Source organism: Paenibacillus sp. 2TAB23, from assembly GCF_052115165.1.
GTDB lineage: Bacteria > Bacillota > Bacilli > Paenibacillales > Paenibacillaceae > Pristimantibacillus.
In genome coordinates this window covers 166,761-191,080 of sequence record NZ_JBFRGD010000001.1, presented here as the reverse complement: position 1 = coordinate 191,080, position 24,320 = coordinate 166,761, and the positions used below count along the sequence as shown (strand labels likewise).

General features: G+C 44.8%; 22 protein-coding genes. 21 read left to right on the top strand and 1 reads right to left on the bottom strand.

Annotation, left to right across the window (positions count from 1 at the left end):
- The first annotated feature begins 8 nt into the window (after positions 1–8).
- The 14 genes from AB4Z29_RS00890 to AB4Z29_RS00825 all read left to right on the top strand — a co-directional run bounded on the left by AB4Z29_RS00890 (position 9) and on the right by AB4Z29_RS00825 (position 15,176).
- Positions 9–2,099, top strand: a complete 2,091-nt coding sequence (locus AB4Z29_RS00890) for a cellulose biosynthesis cyclic di-GMP-binding regulatory protein BcsB (protein WP_441941284.1) — start codon at positions 9–11, stop codon at positions 2,097–2,099.
- The gene (locus tag AB4Z29_RS00885) at positions 2,089–2,943 is read left to right on the top strand and encodes a diguanylate cyclase domain-containing protein (protein WP_441941283.1); all 855 of its coding nucleotides are present in this window, start codon (positions 2,089–2,091) and stop codon (positions 2,941–2,943) included. The genes AB4Z29_RS00890 and AB4Z29_RS00885 overlap by 11 nt, the downstream gene beginning before the upstream one ends.
- 226 nt (positions 2,944–3,169) lie before the next feature.
- The gene (locus AB4Z29_RS00880; RefSeq protein ID WP_441941282.1) at positions 3,170–3,580 is read left to right on the top strand and encodes a helix-turn-helix domain-containing protein; all 411 of its coding nucleotides are present in this window, start codon (positions 3,170–3,172) and stop codon (positions 3,578–3,580) included.
- 102 nt (positions 3,581–3,682) lie between these two features.
- Entirely contained in the window at positions 3,683–4,426 is a 744-nt protein-coding gene (locus AB4Z29_RS00875; protein WP_441941281.1) for a YveK family protein, read from the top strand.
- Entirely contained in the window at positions 4,416–5,081 is a 666-nt protein-coding gene (locus tag AB4Z29_RS00870; protein WP_441941280.1) for a CpsD/CapB family tyrosine-protein kinase, read from the top strand. The genes AB4Z29_RS00875 and AB4Z29_RS00870 overlap by 11 nt, the downstream gene beginning before the upstream one ends.
- A 453-nt stretch (positions 5,082–5,534) precedes the next feature.
- Positions 5,535–7,361: a polysaccharide biosynthesis protein gene (locus AB4Z29_RS00865; protein ID WP_441941279.1), complete on the top strand. Its 1,827-nt coding sequence runs from the start codon at positions 5,535–5,537 to the stop codon at positions 7,359–7,361.
- Between the two features lie 24 nt (positions 7,362–7,385).
- The gene (gene galU, locus AB4Z29_RS00860; RefSeq protein WP_441941278.1) at positions 7,386–8,267 is read left to right on the top strand and encodes a UTP--glucose-1-phosphate uridylyltransferase GalU; all 882 of its coding nucleotides are present in this window, start codon (positions 7,386–7,388) and stop codon (positions 8,265–8,267) included.
- Between the two features lie 23 nt (positions 8,268–8,290).
- A complete protein-coding gene (locus AB4Z29_RS00855; protein WP_441941277.1) occupies positions 8,291–9,457 on the top strand; it encodes a glycosyltransferase family 4 protein in 1,167 nt (388 codons plus the stop codon).
- Complete coding sequence (locus tag AB4Z29_RS00850; protein ID WP_441941276.1) at positions 9,442–10,587, top strand: glycosyltransferase family 1 protein; 1,146 nt, start codon at positions 9,442–9,444, stop codon at positions 10,585–10,587. The genes AB4Z29_RS00855 and AB4Z29_RS00850 overlap by 16 nt, the downstream gene beginning before the upstream one ends.
- On the top strand, positions 10,553–11,476 hold the full coding sequence (locus tag AB4Z29_RS00845; RefSeq protein WP_441941275.1) for a glycosyltransferase family 2 protein: 924 nt from the start codon (positions 10,553–10,555) through the stop codon (positions 11,474–11,476). Before AB4Z29_RS00850 ends, AB4Z29_RS00845 begins: the two co-directional genes overlap by 35 nt.
- Positions 11,457–12,530, top strand: a complete 1,074-nt coding sequence (locus AB4Z29_RS00840; protein ID WP_441941274.1) for an EpsG family protein — start codon at positions 11,457–11,459, stop codon at positions 12,528–12,530. The genes AB4Z29_RS00845 and AB4Z29_RS00840 overlap by 20 nt, the downstream gene beginning before the upstream one ends.
- 10 nt (positions 12,531–12,540) lie before the next feature.
- The gene (locus tag AB4Z29_RS00835) at positions 12,541–13,284 is read left to right on the top strand and encodes a glycosyltransferase family 32 protein (protein ID WP_441941273.1); all 744 of its coding nucleotides are present in this window, start codon (positions 12,541–12,543) and stop codon (positions 13,282–13,284) included.
- 36 nt (positions 13,285–13,320) lie between these two features.
- Complete coding sequence (locus tag AB4Z29_RS00830; protein WP_441941574.1) at positions 13,321–13,926, top strand: sugar transferase; 606 nt, start codon at positions 13,321–13,323, stop codon at positions 13,924–13,926.
- Between the two features lie 83 nt (positions 13,927–14,009).
- Positions 14,010–15,176 (top strand): aminotransferase class I/II-fold pyridoxal phosphate-dependent enzyme, encoded by a 1,167-nt coding sequence (locus AB4Z29_RS00825; RefSeq protein WP_441941573.1) that lies wholly within the window; start codon positions 14,010–14,012, stop codon positions 15,174–15,176.
- Between the two features lie 7 nt (positions 15,177–15,183).
- On the opposite strand, the gene AB4Z29_RS00820 is transcribed toward AB4Z29_RS00825, so the two are convergent.
- A complete protein-coding gene (locus tag AB4Z29_RS00820) occupies positions 15,184–15,840 on the bottom strand; it encodes an acetyltransferase (RefSeq protein ID WP_441941272.1) in 657 nt (218 codons plus the stop codon).
- A gap of 197 nt (positions 15,841–16,037) precedes the next feature.
- Here AB4Z29_RS00820 and AB4Z29_RS00815 point away from each other — a divergent pair, with 197 nt between their 5' ends.
- Genes AB4Z29_RS00815 through AB4Z29_RS00785 form a run of 7 tightly spaced genes read left to right on the top strand, consistent with a single transcriptional unit; the run spans position 16,038 to position 24,298 of the window.
- Positions 16,038–17,240 carry a nucleotidyltransferase domain-containing protein gene (locus AB4Z29_RS00815; RefSeq protein ID WP_441941271.1) on the top strand — a complete coding sequence of 401 codons (1,203 nt, stop codon included), beginning with the start codon at positions 16,038–16,040 and terminating at the stop codon, positions 17,238–17,240.
- Positions 17,241–17,253: 13 nt separating this feature from the next.
- Positions 17,254–18,465 carry a glycosyltransferase gene (locus AB4Z29_RS00810; protein WP_441941572.1) on the top strand — a complete coding sequence of 404 codons (1,212 nt, stop codon included), beginning with the start codon at positions 17,254–17,256 and terminating at the stop codon, positions 18,463–18,465.
- A 2-nt stretch (positions 18,466–18,467) separates the two neighbouring features.
- Complete coding sequence (locus tag AB4Z29_RS00805) at positions 18,468–19,496, top strand: glycosyltransferase family 2 protein (RefSeq protein WP_441941270.1); 1,029 nt, start codon at positions 18,468–18,470, stop codon at positions 19,494–19,496.
- Positions 19,497–19,513: 17 nt separating this feature from the next.
- The gene (locus AB4Z29_RS00800) at positions 19,514–20,671 is read left to right on the top strand and encodes a polysaccharide pyruvyl transferase family protein (RefSeq protein WP_441941269.1); all 1,158 of its coding nucleotides are present in this window, start codon (positions 19,514–19,516) and stop codon (positions 20,669–20,671) included.
- Positions 20,672–20,678: 7 nt separating this feature from the next.
- Positions 20,679–21,872, top strand: coding sequence for a glycosyltransferase (locus AB4Z29_RS00795; protein WP_441941268.1), 1,194 nt, complete (start codon positions 20,679–20,681; stop codon positions 21,870–21,872).
- A gap of 10 nt (positions 21,873–21,882) precedes the next feature.
- Positions 21,883–23,064: a glycosyltransferase gene (locus AB4Z29_RS00790; protein WP_441941267.1), complete on the top strand. Its 1,182-nt coding sequence runs from the start codon at positions 21,883–21,885 to the stop codon at positions 23,062–23,064.
- Between the two features lie 22 nt (positions 23,065–23,086).
- Complete coding sequence (locus AB4Z29_RS00785) at positions 23,087–24,298, top strand: glycoside hydrolase family 88 protein (protein ID WP_441941266.1); 1,212 nt, start codon at positions 23,087–23,089, stop codon at positions 24,296–24,298.
- Positions 24,299–24,320 lie beyond the last annotated feature (22 nt).

Here is a 24,320-nt window from a genome sequence, read left to right as displayed (position 1 = left end):
AGAGGCAATTGCATCAAAGATGGTTTATCGCTGGCTTGCTCTGCCTAGCTATATGGTTCATGCAGAATGGACATGCTTCCGCTGCCGTTGCGGAGACTGGAAATGTGCAGCATTATGAAATGTCTTTGGCAAGCACGGATTCATTGTTAACTGGCAATGTCGTTTCGAAGCCCTTTTATTTCGAACTTGAGGATTACTGGAAAGTAGACACGGTCATGCTTAATCTGGATTATCAAGCCACGCCTCTAGCACAAGGTGAGCAATCAAGTATTACGCTTGCCGTGAATGGCAACAACTTTTATTCCTTCCGTCCTACGGAAAGCGAGAGGCAGCAGAAACGTTTGAGCATAGCGGTGCCGAAGGATCTATTGCTTGCCGGCAGCAACACGCTGTCCGTTGAGGGGCTTATACAGACGGGGCAACCGAATAATGTATGTGTGTCGGTTGATAAGCGGGACAGCTGGCTTCAACTATATAAGACCTCCAACCTTTCGATCGCTTATGCGAAAGCAGGAATTGCCGGCAGTATAAAGGGCTTCACTGAGCAGTTCGTTGGGCTTGATACGGTTAGTGCAGGAATGAATGCGATAGCCGTTCCGGGAAACAGTGATCCTGCCGAGCTGGAAGCAGCGGTTCATGTGCTGTCAGGCTTCGCCAAGGCCAATCCCATCCAGGAAGAAAGCATACCTTTGCTGGAATGGAATTCGGATATGCTGCAGAAGAAATCGATGATTGCCATCGTAGCTCTATTCGACCGATTGCCCGTTGAAGTGAAAACTCAATTAAAGGATCAAGATTTGAGCAATAAAGGATTGATCCAAGTGATGAGCATCGGCAAGCAGCAAGCTCTTGTCGTAACCTCCGCGGATGCGGGAATGCTGGTGAAGGCTGGGCGCCTATTGTCCAATCAAGGACTCGTACAGCAGCTAAGCGGCAACCTGAAGCTTGTTGATGAGCAAACAGAGGTGGATACGCCTGCGGTAAATGTAAACAAAAACGTAGTCCTCACCGAAACAGGTGATCGGCTTACGGGCCTTTCCCATCAAGAGAAAACCTATTTTATCGCGTTGCCAGCAAACCGTTCCATAGCGGAGGCAAGTAAAATCAGCCTCGACATGCGTTACTCGGGTAATCTTGATTTTGACCGTTCGTTGGTAACGGTGCTGGTCAATGATACGCCGATTGGCAGCAAAAAACTGAGCGCTGAGCTTGCCAACGGAGACAAACTAACATTGCCGATTCCGAAAAATCAGGATATAACGGGCAATTTCTCGATCACCGTTGCCTTTGATCTCGAATTAAAAAATGCGGGATGTATCGAGCTTGGGGATCAAATGCCGTGGGCATTCATAGAAAATAGCTCGATCATGCAGTTGAATACGATGGACAAAACATCATTGCTATTCAACAACTATCCCAATCCTTTTTTACGAGACGGTGCCTATAACCAAGTTGCGGTCGTACTCCCGGAGGAGCGTGACCGCTATACGTATCTGGCCATTTCCAATCTTTTTAATATGCTTGGTCGTTTTGCCGAGAGCAATGCGGGAGACATTCATTTCTATGAAGACGGCACGGATGCAGCACAGCTGGAGAAACATAATATTATTGCAATCGGTACGTATAAGAACAACAAGGTCATCCGCGACCAGAACAGCAAACTTTATTTTCAATACAATCAATTCGGCGACACTATTATATCTAATGAGAAAATGAGCATTGACGCCGATTATGGAAAGCGTATTGGGACTTTGCAGCTGATTGATTCGCCCTACAAGTCTGGACTTGGATTAATGGCTGTCACGGGAGTAGGCTCCGAGTATTATTTCATGGCGTCCAAGCTGCTTACGAGTGAGAGCACCAAGTGGAAGGTATTCGGGGATGGTGCTGTAACGGATAAGGACGGCAACATTCAAGCGTTCCGATTCAAGAAGCAGGCAGGGCAAGAGCAAGCGACGGTTTTGGAAGACGTTATGCAAAGGAGCGACGTGCTTGGGTTTATGATTGCTGTTGGATTGGTTCTTGTTGTCATCTTGCTTTCGCTTATCCTGCTCATACGCAAATATCGCATGAAGCGGAGGGAGAGCGATGAAACGTAATCAAAGCAGCTTAATGTCGGACATTGCATTTTTACTCTTGTTCTTGGTTTGTTTGATATGCATGATGTTCACGGCAGGCAACTCCGACCAGTATATTCTAAACATTATTTTGTTGAATGTTGCTTTTCTAATCGCGATCGTCACTTATTTCACGACGGTTACCACAGGGTTGATTTTAAATATCGTATTTATTTTCGGCTACGGTACGTTTACGTTATATCAGACCGTCGCTGTCGGCGATGTCGTAAGCGTTCAGAATTATTTCTGGCTAATCATGACTCCGATCATTACGACGGTTACTTGGATGTTGACCTCTGCGAACAAACAGCTTCAAGCGGAGAAAGATCTGCTGATTAAGCAGAATGTTTCTTTGGCTACGATGGATGAGCGTACGAACTTGAAAAACAGCCGCTCCTTTCAAAAGGACGCCACCGTGTTTATGGCGCTGTCCACGCGATACCAAATTCCGCTCACTTTATTAGTAGTGACTGTGAAATATTGGGATGAATTAAGCCGGATGATCAGCCAAGATCAGATGACGGAGATGATTTATGATGTTTCCAAGTTAAATGAGACCAGTATCCGCTTAAACGATTCCCTCTACATGCTGAACACGGAAACGCCTACTTGGGGGATGCTTCTCTTTACGGATGATGATGGCGCTAATATCGTCATCAAGCGGTTAAGGGAAAAAACGGAATCATTTAATTCGGTTGAATTCGCTGGGAAATACAGAGTTGAGCTGAAGCTTACGATGAGCGCCGTTCAATATCATCCGGAATCGATCGCAACGCCGCTTGATTTCATTGCTCAAGCACGGAAACGTTTAGAATACGATGTGTAATTTGTTCGCTTATAGGATGATAAAAAGCGCCGAAATCTTTAAGTTTAGGCGCTTTTTCTTATGCTGCAAAGGTGCCAAAGCGACAAAATGCGAAGGTGAAAAACGGAATGGTATTGACTTTGTTCTCTTTAAAGAACTAAAATATACTTATTGTCTGTTATATAGTTTATTGTTTTGGAAACGCTTTGCTAATTGTTAGGATCTAAACTGGCCGAAGGAGAATAATATGATTGGGGAACGGATTAAGAGTCTACGGGAAAAAAAGGGCTATTCGATAACGAAGCTTGCCGACCTAGCAGGCGTATCCAAGTCCTATTTGAGCTACATTGAACGCAATATGCAGAACAACCCTTCACTACTGGTAATGGCAAAAATCGCTGCGCCTTTGGATTCTAACATTGAATATTTACTTGGAGAAGAACATTTACCAAAACTTAACCATGAGGAAATGCTTGACGAAGAATGGCATTCGATTATTAAGGATGCGGTAGATGAAGGCATGAGCAAGGGAGATTTCCAAGCGTTGAAAGATCTGATCCGCTCGAATATGTGGAAGGATAATAGGCTTGAAGTGAATCCTCAATCAGGTAACAAAAAGAAAACATCGAATATCATCATTCTTCATATCGATAATTAATGGAGAACAAAAAGGGCTGTAAAATGGTATTGACATGTTCTATATAAAGAACTAATATTGTGTTATTGTTCTTTATAAAAAACAACGATAGCAGGTGTTTACATGTACGTAAGTCAATCAGATGACTCGCAATCCGTTCGCGTAGAAAAAGAAAAAACAAAAGAAATCAACATTAAGGCATTATACGCAGTCATTCGCAAACGTCTTTGGCTAATCGCACTCATTACGATTGCAGTAACATTTTTGGCAGGCATCTATAACAGCAGGCCTGAAACGCTTATGTATGCTTCAAATTCCAGAATGATCGTTGCCGCAAGTCCAGATATGATTAGCACGGTTAGGGTTTTGTTCAGGGAGCCCCTTGTTCTGAATGAAATCATTGAACAGCTTGGAATAAACCGCTCCGTTGCACAGCTCAGAGGACAAATTCGAATCGACAGCGTGGACAGCTCACTGGTAACCGTTGTTTCGGTAGTCGATTCGGATCCTAAGCTAGCAGCTGAAATTGCAAATACGGGTGTTGAGATTTATAAGCGAGTCGCAAGCGAGACATTAGGCGTTACGAGCATTCGGCTTTTAACGCAGGCTGAAGAAAACCCGTTCCCAATTAATGAGCAAAGCAATACGATCGTGCTTGTCGGTTTTATGATTGGTTTAATTCTGAGCATAGGCTTAGTCTTTCTGCTAGATTCGCTTGATGATTCTATCAAATCGGAACGTGAGATTGAAGAGCTGCTGGGCTTAACGATGCTTGGTCAAGTAACCAAGATAAAACGGAAAGACTATTCCAGATATTTGAAGAAAAGAAAAACGATCGTTGTGAGAGGTGAAACCATTGGTTCGTGAACGACAAAAGGCGTCAAATTCTTATGTGAATAGAAGCTTGTTATCCTACATTAATCCCCACGGTTCGATATCCGAACAATATCGTACCATTCGTAATAACATTCAATATGCGGCAAACGGTAAAAAAATTCGTTCTTTGCTTGTGACCTCGCCATCTGAAGGTGAGGGGAAATCAACGGCAGCTGTCAATCTAGCGGTGTGCATGGCTCAGCGCGGTGACCGCGTACTCATAATCGATACAAATTTCAGAAACCCGATTATCAACAAAATTTTCAATGTGCAAACCTCGCCTGGCCTGTCGAACGTGCTTGGTCAACAGCTTGAAATCCGCGAAGCCATTTACAATACCGAGGTTGAAGGACTGGATATACTTCCAAGCGGTCAGCGCCTCTTCAACTCAACGGAGCTGCTCGATTCGCAAATGATGACTGACGTGATGTCGTTTGCGTCCGAGCAATATGACATGGTGCTGCTCGATTGTCCGCCAGTTCTCGGGGTATCGGATACAAATGCGCTGGTAAGCAAATGTGATGGCGTTGTATTGCTTTTAAGAAGCGGGAAAACACAGCAGGAGCTTGCGCTTGAAGCGAAGCGGGCGTTGTTGTTCGCCAAAGCCAATATTCTTGGCGTTATATTAAATAAGAAAAGCGTGTGATGATCGCTATCGGATAGCGCTTTTTTAAAAAATATAGGAAAGGATATGATTTCGCCATCCTTTCTCTATATTTCTCGGTATGAAACGCGCCGCGCCGTCAAAGGACGGCGACAAGCGTTTCACCTTGCGACAGGGTGTTCTTTATAGAGAACTTTTTATTCTAAATAACAATGTTTTAATGTACGGTGATGTCTCCTAACCGTTATCAACGGAGGCACTCGGCCATGCTGTGGGTTAGGTCAAACCTTAGACGCGAGTCGTCAGGAGTGTGGTGTGAGGCGGGGTTGAATGCCCTGATTTCTGCGTTAGGGTTTTTAACTAAACGGTTTTGCTAAAACCTTTTAGTTAAACACTCTAAAGTGTTGCGGTATTCAGCATGCGATGAGCCAACAGGGCTTGTGTAGTTGTAGACATTTACATGATATGAAGGATGATAGGAAAGGGTGAAAGGTATTGACGTACAGGCAAAGACTGTCTTTTTTAATCTTCATTGACTCTTTTATCGTATTAACGGCCATTTTTTTCAGCAGGTTTTTACTTAGCGCTTCACTCGATGTGGTGACAGCGCCGATTGTAATCAGCTCGATTACTCTTCTATTAAGTCATCATTTCTTTTCTTTTTATTACAAGCTGTATAAGAAGGCATGGGAATATGCCAGCGTCGGGGAGCTGCTTATTATTACGAAGGCAGTGACGTTCTCGATCATAGCGGCAGCGCTCATCCAGCAGGTAGTGATGCAGGATGTTTTTTTCAGGCTGCTTGCTGTCACTTGGATGATCCATATGCTTCTAATCGGCGGCTCGAGACTGTGCTGGCGCATATTCCGAGGCGGCTATCATAAAAATGTTGGAATGCGAAAACGCACCTTAATAGTAGGCGCGGGATCGGCAGGCACGATGCTTGCAAGGCAGCTGCTGAGCAACAACGATACAGAGCTGCTGCCAATCGCGTTCATTGATGATGATGTCAATAAACATAGTCTAGACATTATGGGCATTCCCGTTAGAGGCGGCGTATCGAGCATTGCTAAAGCGGCGCAAGACTTGGATATTAACAATATCGTGATCGCTATTCCATCGTTAAGCAAAAAGCAGCTGAACACCATCTTCAGCGAATGCGCGAAAACGAGAGCGAAAACGCAAATTATACCGATGCTTGAGGATTTGGCTACCGGAAGAATTTCGGTTAGTCAATTTCGTGATGTTCAGGTCGAGGATCTGCTTGGACGGGAGCCTGTCGAGCTCGATATTGAAAGCATTTCCGGCTACGTAACCCAGAAGGTCGTTATGGTGACAGGTGCAGGGGGATCGATCGGATCAGAGGTCTGCCGCCAAATTTCAAGGTTTTTGCCGGAGAAGCTTATTTTGCTTGGGCACGGTGAGAACAGCATTTACTCCATTGAGATGGAGTTGAGAGAGCTGTACGGTCATACGAATATTGAGTTTGTAACGGAAATAGCAGATTTGCAGGACGCGGCCAAAATGCTGACGGTTATGCAGGTGCACCGTCCGCAGGTTGTGTATCATGCGGCTGCGCATAAGCATGTGCCGCTCATGGAGAGAAATCCGGAGGAGGCTTTCAAAAACAACGTGATGGGCACCTTGAATGCGGCTAGAGCCGCTAACCAGGCAAAGGTCGATACGTTTGTTATGATCTCCACGGATAAGGCAGTAAACCCGACTAGCGTGATGGGCGCGACCAAACGCATTGCCGAGATGGTCATTCAGCACATGGACCGTATGAGCAATACCAAATTTGTAGCGGTACGCTTCGGCAACGTGCTGGGCAGCCGGGGCAGTGTGATTCCGCTGTTCAAGAAACAGATTGAAAAGGGCGGGCCGGTCACGGTAACCCACCCGGACATGGTTCGTTATTTCATGACCATTCCCGAGGCTTCGCGCCTCGTCATTCAAGCAGGCGCGCTCGCCAGAGGTGGAGAAATATTCGTACTGGACATGGGCGACCCGGTCAAAATTACCGATCTCGCGCAAAATGTCATTCGAATGTCGGGCTTTACGGTTGAGGAGATCGGTATTCACTATACAGGCATCCGGCCGGGCGAGAAGCTGTTTGAAGAAATGCTAAAGGATACCGAAATGAACGAGAAGCAAGTATATCCGAAAATATACATAGGCAAGTCATCGGAAATATATTTTGACCAAATCGAAGAGATCATTGCCCTTCATGGCGGTATGAACAAAGCAGAGCTGCGCATCCGGCTGCTTGATCTCGCGAACAATGTCGTTGAACTACCGGAATTCGCCTCCGTAACGGGCTAATATGAAAAAGGGGCTGTTGAAGCTATGAAAGTAAGAAAAGCGATTATACCGGCTGCGGGACTCGGCACAAGATTTCTGCCCGCAACCAAAGCGATGCCTAAGGAAATGCTGCCTATCGTAGATAAGCCGACCATTCAATATATCGTGGAAGAAGCGATTGAATCCGGCATTGAGGATATCATAATTGTGACGGGAAAAGGCAAACGGGCAATCGAGGACCATTTTGACAATTCGGTAGAGCTGGAACAAATATTGACGGCCAAGCATAAGTTCGATCTGCTAAGCGAGGTCCGCAAATCAGCGGATATGGTGGATATTCATTATATTCGCCAAAAGGAGCCCAAGGGACTGGGGCATGCCATTTGGTGCGCCCGCAAATTCATAGGGGATGAACCATTCGCCGTGCTGCTTGGGGACGATATCATTTCCGCGGAGAAGCCGTGCATCAGACAAATGATCGAGAAGCATGAGCAGTATCATACCTCAATAATCGGCGTGCAGCGTGTTGCGGAGGAAGCGGTGTCCAGATATGGCATCGTCGATGGAACGTTGATGGAGGATGGCTTCCATAGGGTTAGACATTTGGTTGAAAAGCCTGCTAGAGAGCTTGCGCCATCGAATATGGCGATCATGGGACGTTACATTTTGAATCCGGCAATCTTTGATATATTGGGCAACCAGACTCCAGGAGCAGGCGGAGAAATCCAGCTTACGGACGCGATTGCAGCATTAAACCTATCGGAGGCGGTATACGCCTATGAATTTGAGGGCAAACGCTATGATGTGGGAGAAAAAATGGGCTTTATCCAAACGACGATTGAGTTTGCTCTGCAGCGTGAGGATTTGCGTTACGACCTCTTAAACTACTTGTCCGCGATGGTTGAACGAGAAGCAGCTAGAAAATAATTCTAGTATAGGATGGTATAAGCATGCCCAATAAAATATTATTTTGCGCAACGGTTGACTACCACTTCAAGGCTTTTCATTTGCCTGTTATGGAATGGTTCAAGCAGCAGGGCTGGGAGGTTCATATCGCCGCTAAAGGTGATATGGAGCTCCCTTTTGCTGACCGCAAGTTTAATTTGCCGATCGAGAGATCTCCAATCCATTCGAATAATATGACAGCTTACCGAGAGCTAAAGGCCATCATTAACGAGCAGCAGTATAAAATCATTCATTGCCATACGCCGACAGGCGGCGTTCTTGCCCGTTTGGCTGCGCAAGAAGCTAGAAAAAAAGGCACGAAGGTGATTTATACGGCACATGGGTTTCATTTCTGCAAAGGTGGCTCTCTACTAAACTGGATTCTTTATTATCCAATCGAGAAGTACTTTGCGCGTCTGACTGATTGTTTGATCACGATTAACAACGAGGATTACCAGCTTGCGGTTTCGAAGCGCTTCAAAGCAAAGCAAATTGCCCATGTTCACGGCGTAGGTGTGAATACCTCTAACTATAAGCCATTGTCCAAAATTGACAAATGGCGGCTTCGTCAAGAGCTTGATTACCGAACAGATGATTTCCTCATGTTCTATGCGGCAGAGTTCAACAAGAATAAAAACCATCAGCTGTTAATCCATGCCATGGCAGCGATTAAAGAAGAAGTGCCCCATGCAAGGCTGCTGCTTGCGGGAAAAGGGACTCTTCTAGAGGAGAGCAAGCAGCTTGCCGAGCAGCTTGGTGTTGGTATGATGGTTCATTTCCTTGGCTACCGGACGGATATCGACAGGCTTCTGCCGATGTGCGATGTCGCTGTCGCGTCCAGCCTGCGCGAAGGGCTTCCTGTCAATATAATGGAAGCAATGGCTTGCGGCCTGCCGATCGTCGCAACAACGAATAGAGGGCATTCGGAGCTGGTGACGGAGGGGGAGAATGGGTATTTGGTGAAAGAAAATCAAATGAAGGTTTTTGCAAACAAGTTGGTTGAGCTTAGCAGGTCAAAGTCGTTACGTGAAGAGTTAGGAGAGAAAAGCGGAGTAATGGTTAAGAAATACTCTCTAGCGCAAGTAGCTCTAGAATTGAACGATATATACAAATCTTTAATGGAACAGCCGCAGGCAGACAATAAGGAGAGGTTGCAATGGGTGGTCCTTTAAGGGTATTGCACGTTGTTGTTAACATGAATCGTGGCGGAGCAGAGACCTTGCTGATGAATATGTATCGCCATATCGATCGATCTAAAATTCAGTTCGATTTTCTAACATGCAAAGAAGGTGTATTTGATGATGAGATTCGAAGCTTAGGTGGAATCATACATCGGACCCCTTATATTACGGAGGCTGGACACAGAGGTTATTTGCAAGGCTTGGACCGTTTTTTTCTTAATCATGCTGAGTATAAGGTTGTTCATTCGCACATGGATAAAATGAGCGGATTTGTACTAAGGGCAGCTCGCCGAGCAGCTATTCCGATGCGGATTGCACATAGCCACAACACAAGCAGCGAAGGCAGCGTTCCTTCACGCATCTATAAGTGGTATGCAGGAACTTTTGTGCAGTCGGCAGCGACGCATTATGTTGCTTGCTCAATCGACGCCGCTCGGTGGATGTTCCCACGAAAAGAGGAATCTGTACTTGTATTACAAAACGGCATAGCAACTGAGAAATTTATTTATTCCATAGAAACACGTTCAAGATTGCGCAAAGAGTTGAGCATTCCAGATGATTGTTTTGTTGTCGGTCATGTAGGAAGATTCGCTCATCAAAAAAATCACGTACAACTCATTGATATGTTCCACAAGCTATTAGAAAAAAGGCCAAATAGCAGGCTTCTATTGGTTGGTGACGGCCCTTTGAAGTCTGAGATAGAAAGAAAGGTAAGAGATCTTCGAATCGAAGATCATGTGATGTTTCTTGGCGTTAAAAGCAACATTAATGAAATGCTTCAGGCTTTTGATGTATTTGTTTTCCCATCCTATCATGAAGGGCTAGGCATTGTCGTTATTGAAGCGCAAGGGGCAGGGCTGCCATGCATCATTTCGGACACGGTCCCGGCGGAGGTAGATATGGGAATAGGCTTGGTCCGGTTTTTCTCATTGAAACATGCTGATAACGGCATTAATCATATCGTTGAAGCTTCTAAAAAGACGTCGCGTGAAATTCCGATTGGTGCGTTAGCTCAAAAGGGTTATGATATCCGCCAAACCGTACAGAAGGCGACATCATTATATTTATCACAATTCGAGGTGGAATATGAAGACGTTAACCGTGTTTACGCCCACGTATAATCGAGCTTACTGCTTGCATCAAGTGTATGAGAGCTTGCAGCGTCAGACATGCAAGGATTTCGAGTGGCTTATTATTGATGACGGATCAAGCGATGATACCGAGAAGCTTGTTGCTAGTTGGGTAGCTAAACAGGATATGACCATCAATTACATCTATCAGCATAATCAAGGCATGCATGGCGCGCATAATACGGCATATGAACGAATGAAAACTGAGCTAAACGTATGTATTGATTCAGATGATTATATGCCAGATGATGCTGTCGAACGAATCGTACGTTTTTGGCAAGAAAATAAAAGTGATAAAGTGTGTGGGTTTGTCGGATTAGATGCCTATTCAAACGGTAATATTGTTGGATCTACATTTCCTACTGAACTGAAAAGCTCCACTCTTTTTGATTTATATCATAAGTATGGTGTAACTGGCGATAAAAAGTTAGTCTATCGTACTTCCCTCACCAAACGGTATCCTTACCCTCTATTTGAAGGAGAAAGGTATGTAGGATTAGATTATAAATATCATTTAATTAATCAGCAATATGAATTGCTGCTGATGAACGAGGTTTTATGTCATGTAGAATACTTAGCAGATGGGTCATCGCGAAACATGCTGATGCAGTATCGGAAAAATCCTAATGGATTTGTTTTCTATCGAAAATCGTTAATGGAAATGCCGTTTGGAAACTTTAAGTATAAATATAGGCAGGCCATTCACTATGTATCTAGCGGTCTGATGTCAAAAAACACGAGTTGGCTAAAAGATGCACCATCCAAAGTTTTGACGATAGCTGCCTTATGCCCAGGCATATTGTTATATGGTTATATCACATTAAAAACGAATAAAGCATATCGACCGAAAGGACCGGCAAATGACTATCCTATGGCTTAATTTAGTTGTTGTTTTTATGTTGGCGACCTTTGCTCGATACTTTGCTGTACCAGCAAAAATAGGCTTTTTTAACATTCAACCTAATAGAATATTAGCGGCTGCAGCCGCGGCTTCTCTTATTTTAGTTTCAGGTTTACGGAATAACATTGGAGATACCTTCTTTTATGTTCATGCCTATACTGTGGATACATATGATTGGGCAACCATTATCAGTAAGAAGGACATAGGGTTTGGCATTCTCCAATTATTGCTTAAGCAGATTACAGCAGATCCGCAAATCTTATTAATAACAACAGCGTTAGTGACTAATATGATTATCGCAATTGTTATGTTTAAGTATTCTCGTATGTATGAATTGAGCTTATATGTATACATAACTTCGGGTGCATTTGTTGTTTCAATGAATGGGCTTAGGCAGTTTTTAGCTGCGGCTATCGTATTTGCAGCAACCAAGGCTCTTTTCGATGGTAAATGGAAAACGTACATGGCAGTCGTGTTATTTGCTGCTATTTTTCATCAGAGTGCGCTTGTCATGGTGCCGCTTTATTTCATCGTTAGAAGAAAGGCTTGGACAGGCACAACTTTTTTATTATTATCGGTAGCCATTTTGATCGTCGCTGGTTTTAATCAGTTCTCTGATCTATTATTCAAAACCATTCAAGGAACACAATACGCCCATTATCAGAATTTCCAAGAAGGCGGAGCGAGCATTATTCGCGTACTTGTATATGCAGTTCCGCTAATCATATGTTTCTTGGGGAGAGAAAAACTGAGAACGGTATTTCCGAAAAGTGATATATTGGCGAATCTATCTATTATAGGAATTGCACTCATGATTATCTCGACTCAAAACTGGATATTTGCCAGAATGACGATTTATTTTAATCTCTATCAATTAATTTTAATTGGTTGGATCGTGAAAGTATTTCGAGAGAAGGACCAAAAATTGGTTTACTTCGCCATATTGATTTTTTATTTACTGTTTTTTTATTTTGAAAGTGTCATTACGCTGGATATCAGATATACAAGTGATTATTTAATATGGCCATCATAAAGGAGGCGGAATGGTGAGCGAAGCGGAACAAATTCCCCGGGTCTTGCATTATTGCTGGTTCGGCAGGGGGGAGAAACCTCGAAAAATCGTGAAATGCATGAAAAGCTGGGAGAAGCATCTAGGGGATTTTCAAGTCATGGAGTGGAATGAAGATAACTTTGATATCTCTTCCATTCGATATGTGAAAGAAGCATATGAAGCACGGAAATATGCTTTCGTGAGTGACTATGTTCGATTATATGCGTTATATTCGCATGGAGGCATCTATTTGGATACCGATGTCGAGGTAATTAAGCCATTGGATAAATTTCTTGGCCATGAAGCTTTTTCGGGGTTCGAAGACCAACGCTTTTTACAATCAGGCACGATGGGAGCAGCGAAAGAGCATCCGTGGATCAAAGAATTACTTGAAAATTATGATAAGAGAAGTTTTTTACTTCCTAGCGGAAAGCTCGATACGACGACCAACACTGCCGTTATAACTGAAATATGCAGCAGGCATGATCTTCAATTAAACGGTGAGTTTCAAGTGTTGACTAATGGAGTGACCTTTTATCCTCGTACATACTTCAGTCCATATGATTATATTGATGGTGGTAATTACATATCAAATGACAGCCACACCATTCATCATTTTGCTCAATCCTGGCTGCCTGCGCATGTGCGTATAAGAGGTGGTGTAAAGAAGGCTGTAAGCCGCATCGTCGGTCCAGCAGTCATCTCCAAAATGAGAAAGCTGCTGTCTTCCAATTAAAAGACAATATTTCAATATCAGGAGCTCATACCGATGATAAAAAGATTATTTGATTTCATCCTCTCAGCTGTCCTTTTGGTGCTGCTTTCCCCGATTATTGCATTCACCGCCATCCTTGTGCGCTTCAAGCTGGGAGCGCCGATTGTGTTCAAGCAGCAGCGTCCTGGCTTGCATGGCGTACCGTTCTACGTGTATAAACTTCGTACGATGACCTCCGAGAAAGACAGTATGGGCAAGCTGCTACCCGATCATCTGCGGCTTACTGCTTTCGGCAGCCTTTTGCGCAAATTCAGCCTGGATGAGCTGCTGCAGCTTGTGAACGTTCTGAAAGGCGAGCTCAGCCTCATTGGGCCGCGTCCTCTCCTAATGGAATATTTGCCGCTGTATACCACCGAGCAGGCTAAACGTCATCTAGTACGCCCAGGCATTACAGGATGGGCGCAAGTGCATGGCAGAAATGCAGTTTCGTGGGAAGAGAGATTCCAGCATGATGTCTGGTATGTAGAGAATCAAAGTTTTATGCTGGATCTCAAAATTTTGGCCATGACGATAAAGAAGGTCATTAGGTCTGAAGGTGTCTCGAATGGCAATCATGCCACGATGCCCGTATTTCAAGGAACGACGACAAGCAGTGAAGGATAAAGCCATTTCTCAAGCGGCAGCATAGCTTGAGGAATGGCTTATTTTATTGGAAAAGGAAGTGTGGCAGCGTGTCGACAAATGAAATGAAACGAATTTATTTATCTCCACCGCATATGAGCGGGAAGGAACAGCGCTATATTGACGAGGCTTTTGAAACCAATTGGATTGCACCGTTGGGACCTCATATCGATGCCTTTGAAAAACAAATGGCGGCTTATGTGGGGACGGCAGACGCGGTAGCGGTTAGCTCAGGAACGGCTGCGATCCATCTAGCTTTGCAACTGCTTGGCGTAGGTACGGGAGATAAAGTGTTTTGCTCCAGTTTTACTTTTGTAGCAAGCGCTAATCCGATTCGGTACTGCCATGCGGAGCCTGTATTTATCGACTCGGAGCCGGAAACGTGGAATATGTCGCCTTTGGCATTAAAGCGGGCATTTGAAGACGCGGATCGCAGAGGAGAATTGCCGAAAGCCGTAATCGTCGTACATTTATACGGGCAAGTATCCAAAATGGATGAGCTTATGGCATTGTGTGAGCAGTATGAAGTGCCTTTAATCGAAGACGCAGCGGAATCGCTGGGATCTACGTACAAAGGGAAACAGAGCGGTTCATTCGGAAAGTTTGGAATATTCTCATTCAACGGGAACAAGATTATTACGACGTCGGGCGGAGGGATGCTCGTCTCTGATGATGTGGAGCTCCTGAGAAAAGCACGCTTTCTTGCTACGCAGGCAAGAGATACGGCACCGCATTACCAGCATAGCAGTATGGGGTTCAATTATCGGATGAGCAATATTTTGGCAGGTGTTGGAAGGGCCCAGCTTGAGGTAATAGATGAGCGGGTCGCGGCTAGAAGAGCGATATTCGATCATTATGTACGGGCATTCTCGACAAGGCAAGGCGTAAGCTTTATGCCCGAGCTAAGCGGTACGCGCTCGAACCGCTGGCTGTCGACCCTCGTTCTGGATAAGGGAGAGACGGATGCAACCGTTACAGAGCTGCTGGCCACGATGGAAGCCGCGAATATTGAGGCGCGCCCGCTATGGAAGCCGCTGCATTTGCAGCCGCTGTTCGAAGGTACTCGCTTTTATGCCCATGCGGGCGAGGTAGCTGTTTGTGAACGGCTGTTCGAAAGCGGGCTTTGTTTGCCGTCGGGCTCCAGCATGGCATTTGTTGATCAAGTAAGAGTGATGGATTGCATGAATGAGGTATTTGATAAAGCGGCCGAAAAAAGCGCGCAGTCTGCATAGGAGAAGCTTAGAGATATCGTTCGCCTTGTACTCTTGCACGAACAGCCTTAGCGGGCGTTCCGTAAGCAACTATATATGCTGCAATGTCGGTTAAGACGGTAGAGCCAGCGCCAATTACGGTGTGCTCGCCGATTGTTTTGCCATGAATGATGGCTGCTCCCAGCGATACGACAGAATAGTCGCCAATACGTACGTTTCCACCCGTACACGCACCCGGCGCCAACGTTACATAGTTTCCGATCGTTGTATCATGCTCGGCAATGGTATTCGCGTAGAAGATGCAATGTTCGCTGATTCGTGTATCGCTGCCAACGACGCTGCCAGCCATAAGAATTGTGCCGCTCCCGATTTGTGCACCCCTGGCTACTGATGCACTAGGATGGATTGCCGTAATGAATGAAAAGTGAGGTAGAATGCTTTTGATTTTTTCGACGACAGCTGCTCGTGTCCAGTTATCGCCAATGGCGACAATCCCGCTGCTCGCAAGCGATTCATGCTGTGCCAGCCATTGTTCATCGCCTAGAATCTCGTAACCATAAAACATCGTTCCAGCGGGCTTCAAGCCGTCAATGATACCGACGATCTGGTATATGCCGGTTTTCTCAATGGTATCTATCACGGCTTTGGCATGACCGCCAGCGCCGAATACGATAATATTTTTCATATCCCTAATGCCTCCTTATATAGCCGTTCCAAACGGCTCTTTCATTCTAGCAGATATAAGGTTATTTTTGTAAACGTAAAAAGAGAATGATGATTGACAGATATTAGGGAAGGTGTTAATCTGTATTTGTGTTCGTTTTATAGAACAAAAATGAATATTTTGTTCGCTGTCGGCTAATTAGTATGAAGGAGAAATTCATGAATAACGATGTCACTCTCCATAATGAAGACTTGTCTGATGAATTGAGACTCATGCTCTCGATTCTTTCAATGGATAATAAGGCCGAGATCACATTCGATCTGCAGGAGCTGCTCCGTCATGCGGATTGGGATCGATTTATTGAGCTGGCCAGGCATCACAGGGTGTTTCCGTCACTTAACCATAAGCTGCAGAAGCTGAAAGCGAATGGCATTCCTGTGTTTGTGTCGCAATTGTTTCAGCGCGATTATTATCGGAATACACTGCAAATGCTCACACTAAGTGGAGAAATGGAGCAGCTTGCCAAACTGTTCTCTGACAATGGCATACGTTCATTATTTCTGAAGGGACCTGTGATTGCCGCCGACTTGTACGGAGATGTATCGCTGCGAACCTCATGTGATCTGGATTTGCTCGTACCCATTGTTGATCTAGAGAGAACAGAAAATCTGCTCCTCTCTTGCGGATATGTGAAGGATGATTATATTTTGACGGTATTGAACGATTGGAAATGGCGCCATCATCATACTTCCTTTATGCATCCAGACAAAAAGATTAAGGTAGAGGTTCATTGGAGACTCAATCCAGCTCCCGCTAAGGAACCGAAATTCGAGGACCTTTGGGAGAGGAGAAGGCAAAGCTCATTAATCTCGCGTCCCATCTATTATTTGGGCAGAGAGGATCTATTCATGTTTTTGGTCTCGCACGGTGCGCGTCACGGCTGGTCAAGGCTTCGATGGCTGCTGGATATTAAACAGCTGCTTGAACAGAAAGTCGATTGGCCCAAGCTTATTCACCTGCTTCGCAAGCATCAGTTCTCGCATATTGGAGGGCAGGCCTTGCTGTTATTAGCTAGATTGTTCGCTGTGCCGCTGCGCGAGGAAATGAAGCCCTTGTTAAGTGATAGAAGAGCAGAATGGTCGGCTGAGGATGCCATGTTCTATGTGCATCGAATGGTTAATTTGCATAGTCCTCCCTTGCCGGAGGAGGTAGACCGCTATCATAGAAAGTATCTTTTTGGATTGCTTACGGTTAGGCAGAAGATGATGTTTCTCGCTAGCTTTCTCTACCCTTATCCGGAAGACGCCAAAACGCTGCCGCTCCCCAAAGCGCTCCATTTTCTCTATTTTCCGCTTCGTCCTTTCATTTGGGGGTGGAGGAAAATTCGTCCAAACGATAAAGACAAAGAAACTTATATGTGACTAGGAGCAGATGATGAAAAACGTACTTATAGCGTCCTATGACATGGAAGTCGGCGGCGTTGAAAGAAGCTTAGCAGGCATGCTCGATCAGTTTAACTATGCGGCGTTCAACATTGACCTCATGTTGTACCGGCATAAGGGAGATTTCATGGGCCTATTGACTGATCGAGCAAATTTGTTAGGTGAAATTCCGCAATACACTTCATTTAGGAAGTCTGTAGCAGAGACCTTCAAGGATAAGCAGGTTTCGATTGGAGCCTCGCGCGTACTCGCCAAAGCTCATGCCATGCTTTTTCAAAAAGCTCACGGAATCAATGATATCGGTTATGTGCAGATGCAGATGGTATGGCGATATGCACGACCCTTCCTGCCTTCGCTCAAGAGAGAATATGACGTGGCAATCAGCTATTTATGGCCGCATGACTTTGTAGCCAACAAGGTGGCTGCACAGAGGAAAATCGCTTGGATCCATACGGATTATTCGACGATTGCCGCTGATCATAAGCTGGACTACAAAATATGGAACAAGTTTGACTATATCGTGGCGGTTTCGGATGCCTGCAAAGCTTCATTTCTTGAACGGTATGGACTTCTGCGCGATAAAGTTGTCGTAATGGAAAATATCGTATCGCCGCTGCCTATAAGAAGCCTGTCAGCCCAGCAAGTAGAAAACAATCCATTAGTTGATGATTCACGGTTCAAGCTTCTATCGGTTGGCAGACTATGCCATGCAAAAGGCTTCGATGATGCCATACGCGCATTCAAGCTTCTCATAGACAAGGGCTATCATAATCTGGTTTGGTACATTGTCGGATATGGCGGCGACGAAGCGATGCTGAAGTCTCTGATCAAGGAGCATCAGCTGGAGGAACGTTTTATCCTGTTGGGGAAGCAGATAAACCCTTATCCGTTCATGAGCAAATGTGACTTATACGTACAGCCTTCTAGATACGAGGGCAAAGCAGTTACTGTGACAGAAGCCAAAATATTAGGGAAACCGATCGTGATTACGAATTATTCGACGGCTGCAAGCCAGGTGGAGCATATGACAGACGGATATATTACGGAATTGTCAGTCGCAGGCATTGCCGAAGGAATCGAGAAGCTCTATAACGATAATGAGCTGAGACTGCGGCTTGCCAGTCATTGCAGCAGCTCGGATTACAGCAATAATGATGAGCTTGAGAAGCTGTACGAACTAATGATGGCAGAGGGGAGCCATTGAAATTGCGTATAAAAATAAGTGTGATTATACCGGTATTCAATGCAGAACCCTATCTTGCGAAGTGTATCGAATCTCTGCTTAACCAGACTGTGCATGAATGCGAATTTATATTTATCAATGACGGATCGGTGGACAACAGCGTATCCGTTATTGAGCGGTACAAACAGATAGACGCTAGAGTGGTATTGCTGGAGCAGTACAACCAAGGCGTCAGCGCAGCGCGAAATAAAGGTTTGCAGGCAGCAAAGGGAGATTATATCGGATTTGTTGATGCGGATGATTACATTGAAGCGGATATGTACGAGAGTCTCTATCATACCGCGCTCAAAGAGGATTGTGATATCGTGCTTTCCAACTTTGAGAGCGAGATCGATGGTCATGCCGTCCTGACTGCCTACCCCTTTCCTGTAAATCAAGTATTGAATAAGGCTTACATCTCACAAGAGGTATTGCCCTTCTTCATTAAGTCGGATGAGCTCAATACGGCTTGCAATAAGCTGTACCGCAGATCGCTTCTTCAGGATCAAGGTGTGCAGTTCCCTCTGCAAGTTGCTTTGGGGGAAGATGGCGTGTTCAATATGGCAGCCTTTAGCCATGCTGATAGATTCGTGTATATGGACTACACAGGCTATCACTACCGAGAAATAATAGGCAGCGCGACGAGGAATATCATTCAAAAGGATTATTTTCAAAGAGCACTGGACGTATACCACGTCGAGCTTCCAAGTCACTTTAAAGCGATATTGGCAGAGGAATCCATAAGCAGGCTGAAAGCCATTAAATTAATACATAACGTTATGGCTTATGTACATATTTATTTCAAACCAACGGCGAGCTTGAGCGTCAGCAAGCAAATTCAATACATACAGACGATGATTGGCGCTGAAGAAGTCAGAAAAGCATTGCCGATCTATAAAAAAGAAATGAAGCTTACGCTGAACCGCTACCAAAAAGTTTTGCTTTATTTTATAAGCAATAGATCTTGGATTGGGATATATTTCATAACGGCGTACAGCCGATTTAGAAATTGAAGTTGGGGGCTATTCCTATGAAAATTATGATGTTTGCACATGATGGAAGTCTGAACAGGGGCTGCGAGGCGATCGTCCGATCTTCGACGGCAATCATTAAAGAAAGATTTGCGGGCGCCAAAGTTTATTTGGCTTCAGCGCAGCCAGAAACAGATAGGGTAATTACGAAGCTCGACGGCGTATATGACGGATCTGCACTCGCAATCAAGAAATATACCTACGATTGGTTCTTGTCGTCCATGAAGGTAAAGCTATTTCAGGATGAATCCTACGCGCTTGGAAAAATCCATCATAACATTATTAAAAACATCAAGGATATGGATGTTTGTTTATCGATCGGCGGGGACAATTATTGCTATGGAGAACAGCCTGGCTGGTATGAAATCGACAGGCGTGTGAAAGCACAAGGAAAGAAGCTTGTATTGTGGGGCTGTTCGATCGGCGAAGAGGACATGACGGACAGAAAGCTGGAGGACCTTCGGACATTCGACCTTATTCTATCCCGCGAATCTCTAACCTACGAAATGCTGCAGCGAAAAGGACTCCGGAATGTGAAGTTGTGTGCAGACCCGGCCTTTACGATGGAGAAGGAGGAACTGGATCTGCCTGAAGGCTGGCAGACGGGCAATACGATCGGACTTAATTTCAGTCCGTTGGTTTGGAAACGAAACGAGCAATCACAGGCTGCGGTTGATGGGCTGATTCAGCACATCCTGGATACGACGGATATGACGATTGCTTTAACGCCTCACGTCATCATAAATAACAATAATGATTACGAGGTTCTAAGCACGTATTACGAGAGGTATAAGCATACGGGCCGCGTACTGCTGCTGCCCGATCATCTTACCGCCATTCAGTATAAAGGCTACATAGCAAGAATGCGGTTTTTTATCGGTGCTCGAACGCATGCGACCATAGCGGCCTATTCCAATTATGTTCCGACCATGGTGCTTGGCTACAGCGTCAAATCTAAGGGAATCGCAAAGGATATCTTTGGGGAGGAAAAGCTGGTTCTGAGCATTGATGAAATCTCTGACAGCAAACGGTTAATTGAAAAGTTTAATGAAATGAAGAATGAAGAAGAGGTAATCATCAATCGGCTTAAGCAATCCATCCCAAGCATCAAGAAGATGTCATACAAAGCGGCGGACTACTTAAGCAGTCTAGCCTGAGGTGAATATGAAAAAAAAATTGCTGTTCATTATTCCAAGCCTCACGGCAGGCGGAGCGGAACGAAGCTTAATTAACCTGCTGACACAAATGGATTTCGAACAATTCGACGTGGATTTGTTTATGTTCAGCCCACAGGGAATATTTTTGGAGCTGCTTCCTGAGCAAGTAAGGATTCTGCCGCTTCCAGAGAGCTATAACGAATTCGTGAAACCGATGCTTCCATCCATATCCCGTTTATTATGGCGAAAAAATTCCAAGCTAGCTTTTAGCCGGATCATGTTTAGCGTCAAGAATCGAATGTCCGGAAACGTCAGCGTGAAGGAACAGGAAAGCTGGAAGTACATGGCGCGTTCATTTCCCGTATTGGACAAAAAATACGACATCGCGATAGCTTTTCTGGAGAAATCGTCGATCTACTTTTGCGCGGAAAAAGTAAAAGCGGATAAGAAAATCGGCTGGGTCCATAATGATTACGACATGCTGGGCATGAACCCGTATTTCGACCAGAATTACTTCAGCAAGCTGGACTACATCGTGACTGTATCCGAGGAATGCCGCCATATTCTAAAGCAGCGATTTCCTAATCAGAATGAGAAGCTTAAGGTGATCTACAACATTGTTTCTCCGACAATTATTAGAGAGCTGTCCAACATGGAGCCAGTGGAAGCCTTCAATCGAAACAACGATGAATTTGTTATATTGTCGATCGGACGTCTGCATCCACAGAAGGGCTTCGAGTATGCGATACGGGCAGCCAAGCTTCTGCTTGACGAGGGCTACCGCTTTCAGTGGAATATTATTGGCGAAGGCGAGGAAAGGGAGACATTAACAGAGCTTATACAGGCTCTGAAACTGGAGAATCATGTTAAGCTGCTTGGACTTAAGTCTAATCCATATCCTTACCTCAGACAGGCTGATATTTATGCACAAACCTCGGTATTCGAAGGAAAAGCCATTGCGATTGATGAAGCGAAAATATTGCATAAGCCCATTATAATTACGAATTTCAGCACAGCCAAGGATCAATTAAAGGATGGTGTCGAAGGTCTCATCGTCGATCTAAGCGACGAAGCCATCGCAAAGGGAATTGCGAAGCTCATGCAGGATTCAGCGGCTCGTATGCGGATGGAGCAGCATTTGGCAACTTTGGAGCTTGGAACGGAAGATGAGATTAATAAGCTGTATCACATTATGGGATAGGGGAAGCGACTTGAAAAAAAAGCTGCTGTTCGTCATGAACAATTTAACATGCGGAGGGGCAGAGAAATCGCTGCTATCCTTGCTTCAAACGATCGACTTCTCCCGCTATGAAGTGGATCTTTACCTCTTCAAGCATGAAGGGCTGTTTATGGATAAGCTGCCCAAAGAAATAAACCTGCTTGAGCAGCCGGATGATTACCAATTCTTCGATATGTCGATGAAAGCAGCCGTACTGGATTGCTTGAAGAAAGGCAATGTATCCTTAGCTGTGTCGAGAGTGCTTGCTGGCTACGTTTTCTTCACGGAAAGGAATCCGGCCAGGCGCGAACAGCGTGTCTGGAAGTACTTATCAAGGGCGCTGCCGGCACTTCCACAAAAATACGATGCAGCAATTGGCTTTTTGGAGAAAAACCCCGTTTATTTCAGCATTGAGAAGGTGCAAGCAGATCAGAAAATCGGCTTCATCCATAATGACTATGACAAGCTCGGAATGGACCCTAAGTTGGATATCCCTTATTTTAAAAAATTAGACCATCTCGTGACGGTGTCCGATAGCTGCGGAGAGGTGCTGCTGCAGCGTTTCCCGCAATTCAAGGAAAAGATAAAGGTCATCCATAATATTGTATCTCCTGCAATCATAAACAAAATGTCATCGGAACGAACGAATCTGCGGATGGACGGAAACATCTCGATCGTATCTATCGGACGTTTGAATTATCAGAAGGGTTTTGAGCTCGCAATTGATGCATGCGCGGTATTAGTTGAGCAGGGCTACAGCCTCAATTGGTACGTAATCGGAGAAGGCGAGGAACGGAATAAATTAGAACAGTTAATCGAGTCAAAAGGACTAAATAACCATTTTCATCTTATTGGCTTAAAGGAAAATCCGTATCCCTATATTCAGAGAGCGGATATATACGTCCAGCCTTCACGTTTTGAGGGAAAATCCATTGCTATTGATGAGGCCAAAATTTTGCATAAACCGATTGTCGTCACGAACTTCAGCACGGCAAAGGATCAAATTACGCATAACCAAAACGGTTTAATTGTTGATATGGATAAGGAAGCGTTAAGCGATGGAATCAAGCGGTTAATCGAGGAAAAGGGCTTACGCCTCTTCTTTGAAGAGCAATTGGCAAAGGAGCAGCTCGGCAGCGAGTCGGAAATCGAGAAGTTATATGCGTTGATATAATGGTTGTGAGGGAGCGGGAAAAATGCTAGAAATTCTAGCCTTTATTTTTATAGGCTTAATTATCATAATTGCTTTGATTGATCTCTGGCCAATGAGCTGGGATTGGTTAAGCAGAATTCACATTGGCAGATACCGTAACAAACAAGAATGGAATCAATCCATAACGCAAATTGGCGTGAATTGGCTTAATCATACACCGAAAATCAAAGTAACCGATAATGTCAGGCTCGTAGCGATTGATATGCTGAAAGGCAATTATTCAAAAAGCGTTATTCAGCACTGGCAGGAGGCTTCCCTGTTGCTAGGATTGTCTGAATGCTTGAAGAATGGCGAGAATCCTGCACTTAGATCGAGCATCGAGCAATTTCTGAAATCCAAGTTCGATGCGAGCGGACAATGGAAAGTGAAGCCGTCATATATTGATTCCGCGATATTGGCATATGGCGTAATGAAGCTTGATCAAGTAGGAATCGATAAATACAAGCCGGCGTTTGACAGCACATGGGCGCTCATTCAAGCGCATATTGGTGAGGATGGTACCGTACAGTATCGCAAATTCATGAACAAATATCGCTACGTAGACACGATTGGATTTATTTGTCCTTTTCTGGTTGCGTACGGTATCAAATATAACAAGCCGGAATGCGTGCAGCTAGCGGTTAAACAGCTTGAGATGTACGAACAGCATGGCATGCTTGAGGATCATTTCATCCCGAGTCATGCGTACCATACAGATAATGCTCTTCCATTAGGATTATACGGCTGGGGAAGAGGTCTAGGTTGGCTTGCGATTGGACTAAGCGACGCTTGGCATGAATTACCGGAAGGACATGGAAGCAAAGCGATACTGGAGCAATTCGTATCCAAATTCGCTTATGCGATTCTTGCTTTTCAAGGGAAAGAAGGAAATTGGAACTGGACGGTTACACGGCAAGAGACCAGGGCAGATTCTTCGACAACAGCAACCTTGGCGTGGTTCCTGCTGCAGGCTTCACAGATTGCAGAGCTATCCGAAGCATGCTCCCAAGGGGCGGAACGGGCTGTCCAGTATTTAATGCGAGTAACCAGAAGAAGCGGGGCGGTCGATTTCTCGCAGGGAGATACCAAGGATATCGGTGTATACTCCATGTTGTTTAATATATTGCCATTCACCCAAGGCTTCTGTATCCGTATTGCTAATTTCAATACACATGCAAGGACGGATGACCGGACTGCTAGAACAATAGAGCTATGATATAGAAACGTATGGGATAGGA

What these genes read in the sequence shown, in the direction of transcription:
- AB4Z29_RS00885 (WP_441941283.1), top strand. Translation starts at nt 2,089, where the DNA reads ATGAAACGTAATCAAAGCAGCTTAATGTCGGACATTGCATTTTTACTC.
- AB4Z29_RS00880 (WP_441941282.1), top strand. Translation starts at nt 3,170, where the DNA reads ATGATTGGGGAACGGATTAAGAGTCTACGGGAAAAAAAGGGCTATTCG.
- AB4Z29_RS00875 (WP_441941281.1), top strand. Translation starts at nt 3,683, where the DNA reads ATGTACGTAAGTCAATCAGATGACTCGCAATCCGTTCGCGTAGAAAAA.
- galU (WP_441941278.1), top strand. Translation starts at nt 7,386, where the DNA reads ATGAAAGTAAGAAAAGCGATTATACCGGCTGCGGGACTCGGCACAAGA.
- AB4Z29_RS00855 (WP_441941277.1), top strand. Translation starts at nt 8,291, where the DNA reads ATGCCCAATAAAATATTATTTTGCGCAACGGTTGACTACCACTTCAAG.
- AB4Z29_RS00850 (WP_441941276.1), top strand. Translation starts at nt 9,442, where the DNA reads ATGGGTGGTCCTTTAAGGGTATTGCACGTTGTTGTTAACATGAATCGT.
- AB4Z29_RS00845 (WP_441941275.1), top strand. Translation starts at nt 10,553, where the DNA reads ATGAAGACGTTAACCGTGTTTACGCCCACGTATAATCGAGCTTACTGC.
- AB4Z29_RS00840 (WP_441941274.1), top strand. Translation starts at nt 11,457, where the DNA reads ATGACTATCCTATGGCTTAATTTAGTTGTTGTTTTTATGTTGGCGACC.
- AB4Z29_RS00835 (WP_441941273.1), top strand. Translation starts at nt 12,541, where the DNA reads ATGGTGAGCGAAGCGGAACAAATTCCCCGGGTCTTGCATTATTGCTGG.
- AB4Z29_RS00825 (WP_441941573.1), top strand. Translation starts at nt 14,010, where the DNA reads ATGAAACGAATTTATTTATCTCCACCGCATATGAGCGGGAAGGAACAG.
- AB4Z29_RS00820 (WP_441941272.1), bottom strand. Translation starts at nt 15,840, where the DNA reads ATGAAAAATATTATCGTATTCGGCGCTGGCGGTCATGCCAAAGCCGTG.
- AB4Z29_RS00815 (WP_441941271.1), top strand. Translation starts at nt 16,038, where the DNA reads ATGAATAACGATGTCACTCTCCATAATGAAGACTTGTCTGATGAATTG.
- AB4Z29_RS00810 (WP_441941572.1), top strand. Translation starts at nt 17,254, where the DNA reads ATGAAAAACGTACTTATAGCGTCCTATGACATGGAAGTCGGCGGCGTT.
- AB4Z29_RS00800 (WP_441941269.1), top strand. Translation starts at nt 19,514, where the DNA reads ATGAAAATTATGATGTTTGCACATGATGGAAGTCTGAACAGGGGCTGC.
- AB4Z29_RS00795 (WP_441941268.1), top strand. Translation starts at nt 20,679, where the DNA reads ATGAAAAAAAAATTGCTGTTCATTATTCCAAGCCTCACGGCAGGCGGA.
- AB4Z29_RS00785 (WP_441941266.1), top strand. Translation starts at nt 23,087, where the DNA reads ATGCTAGAAATTCTAGCCTTTATTTTTATAGGCTTAATTATCATAATT.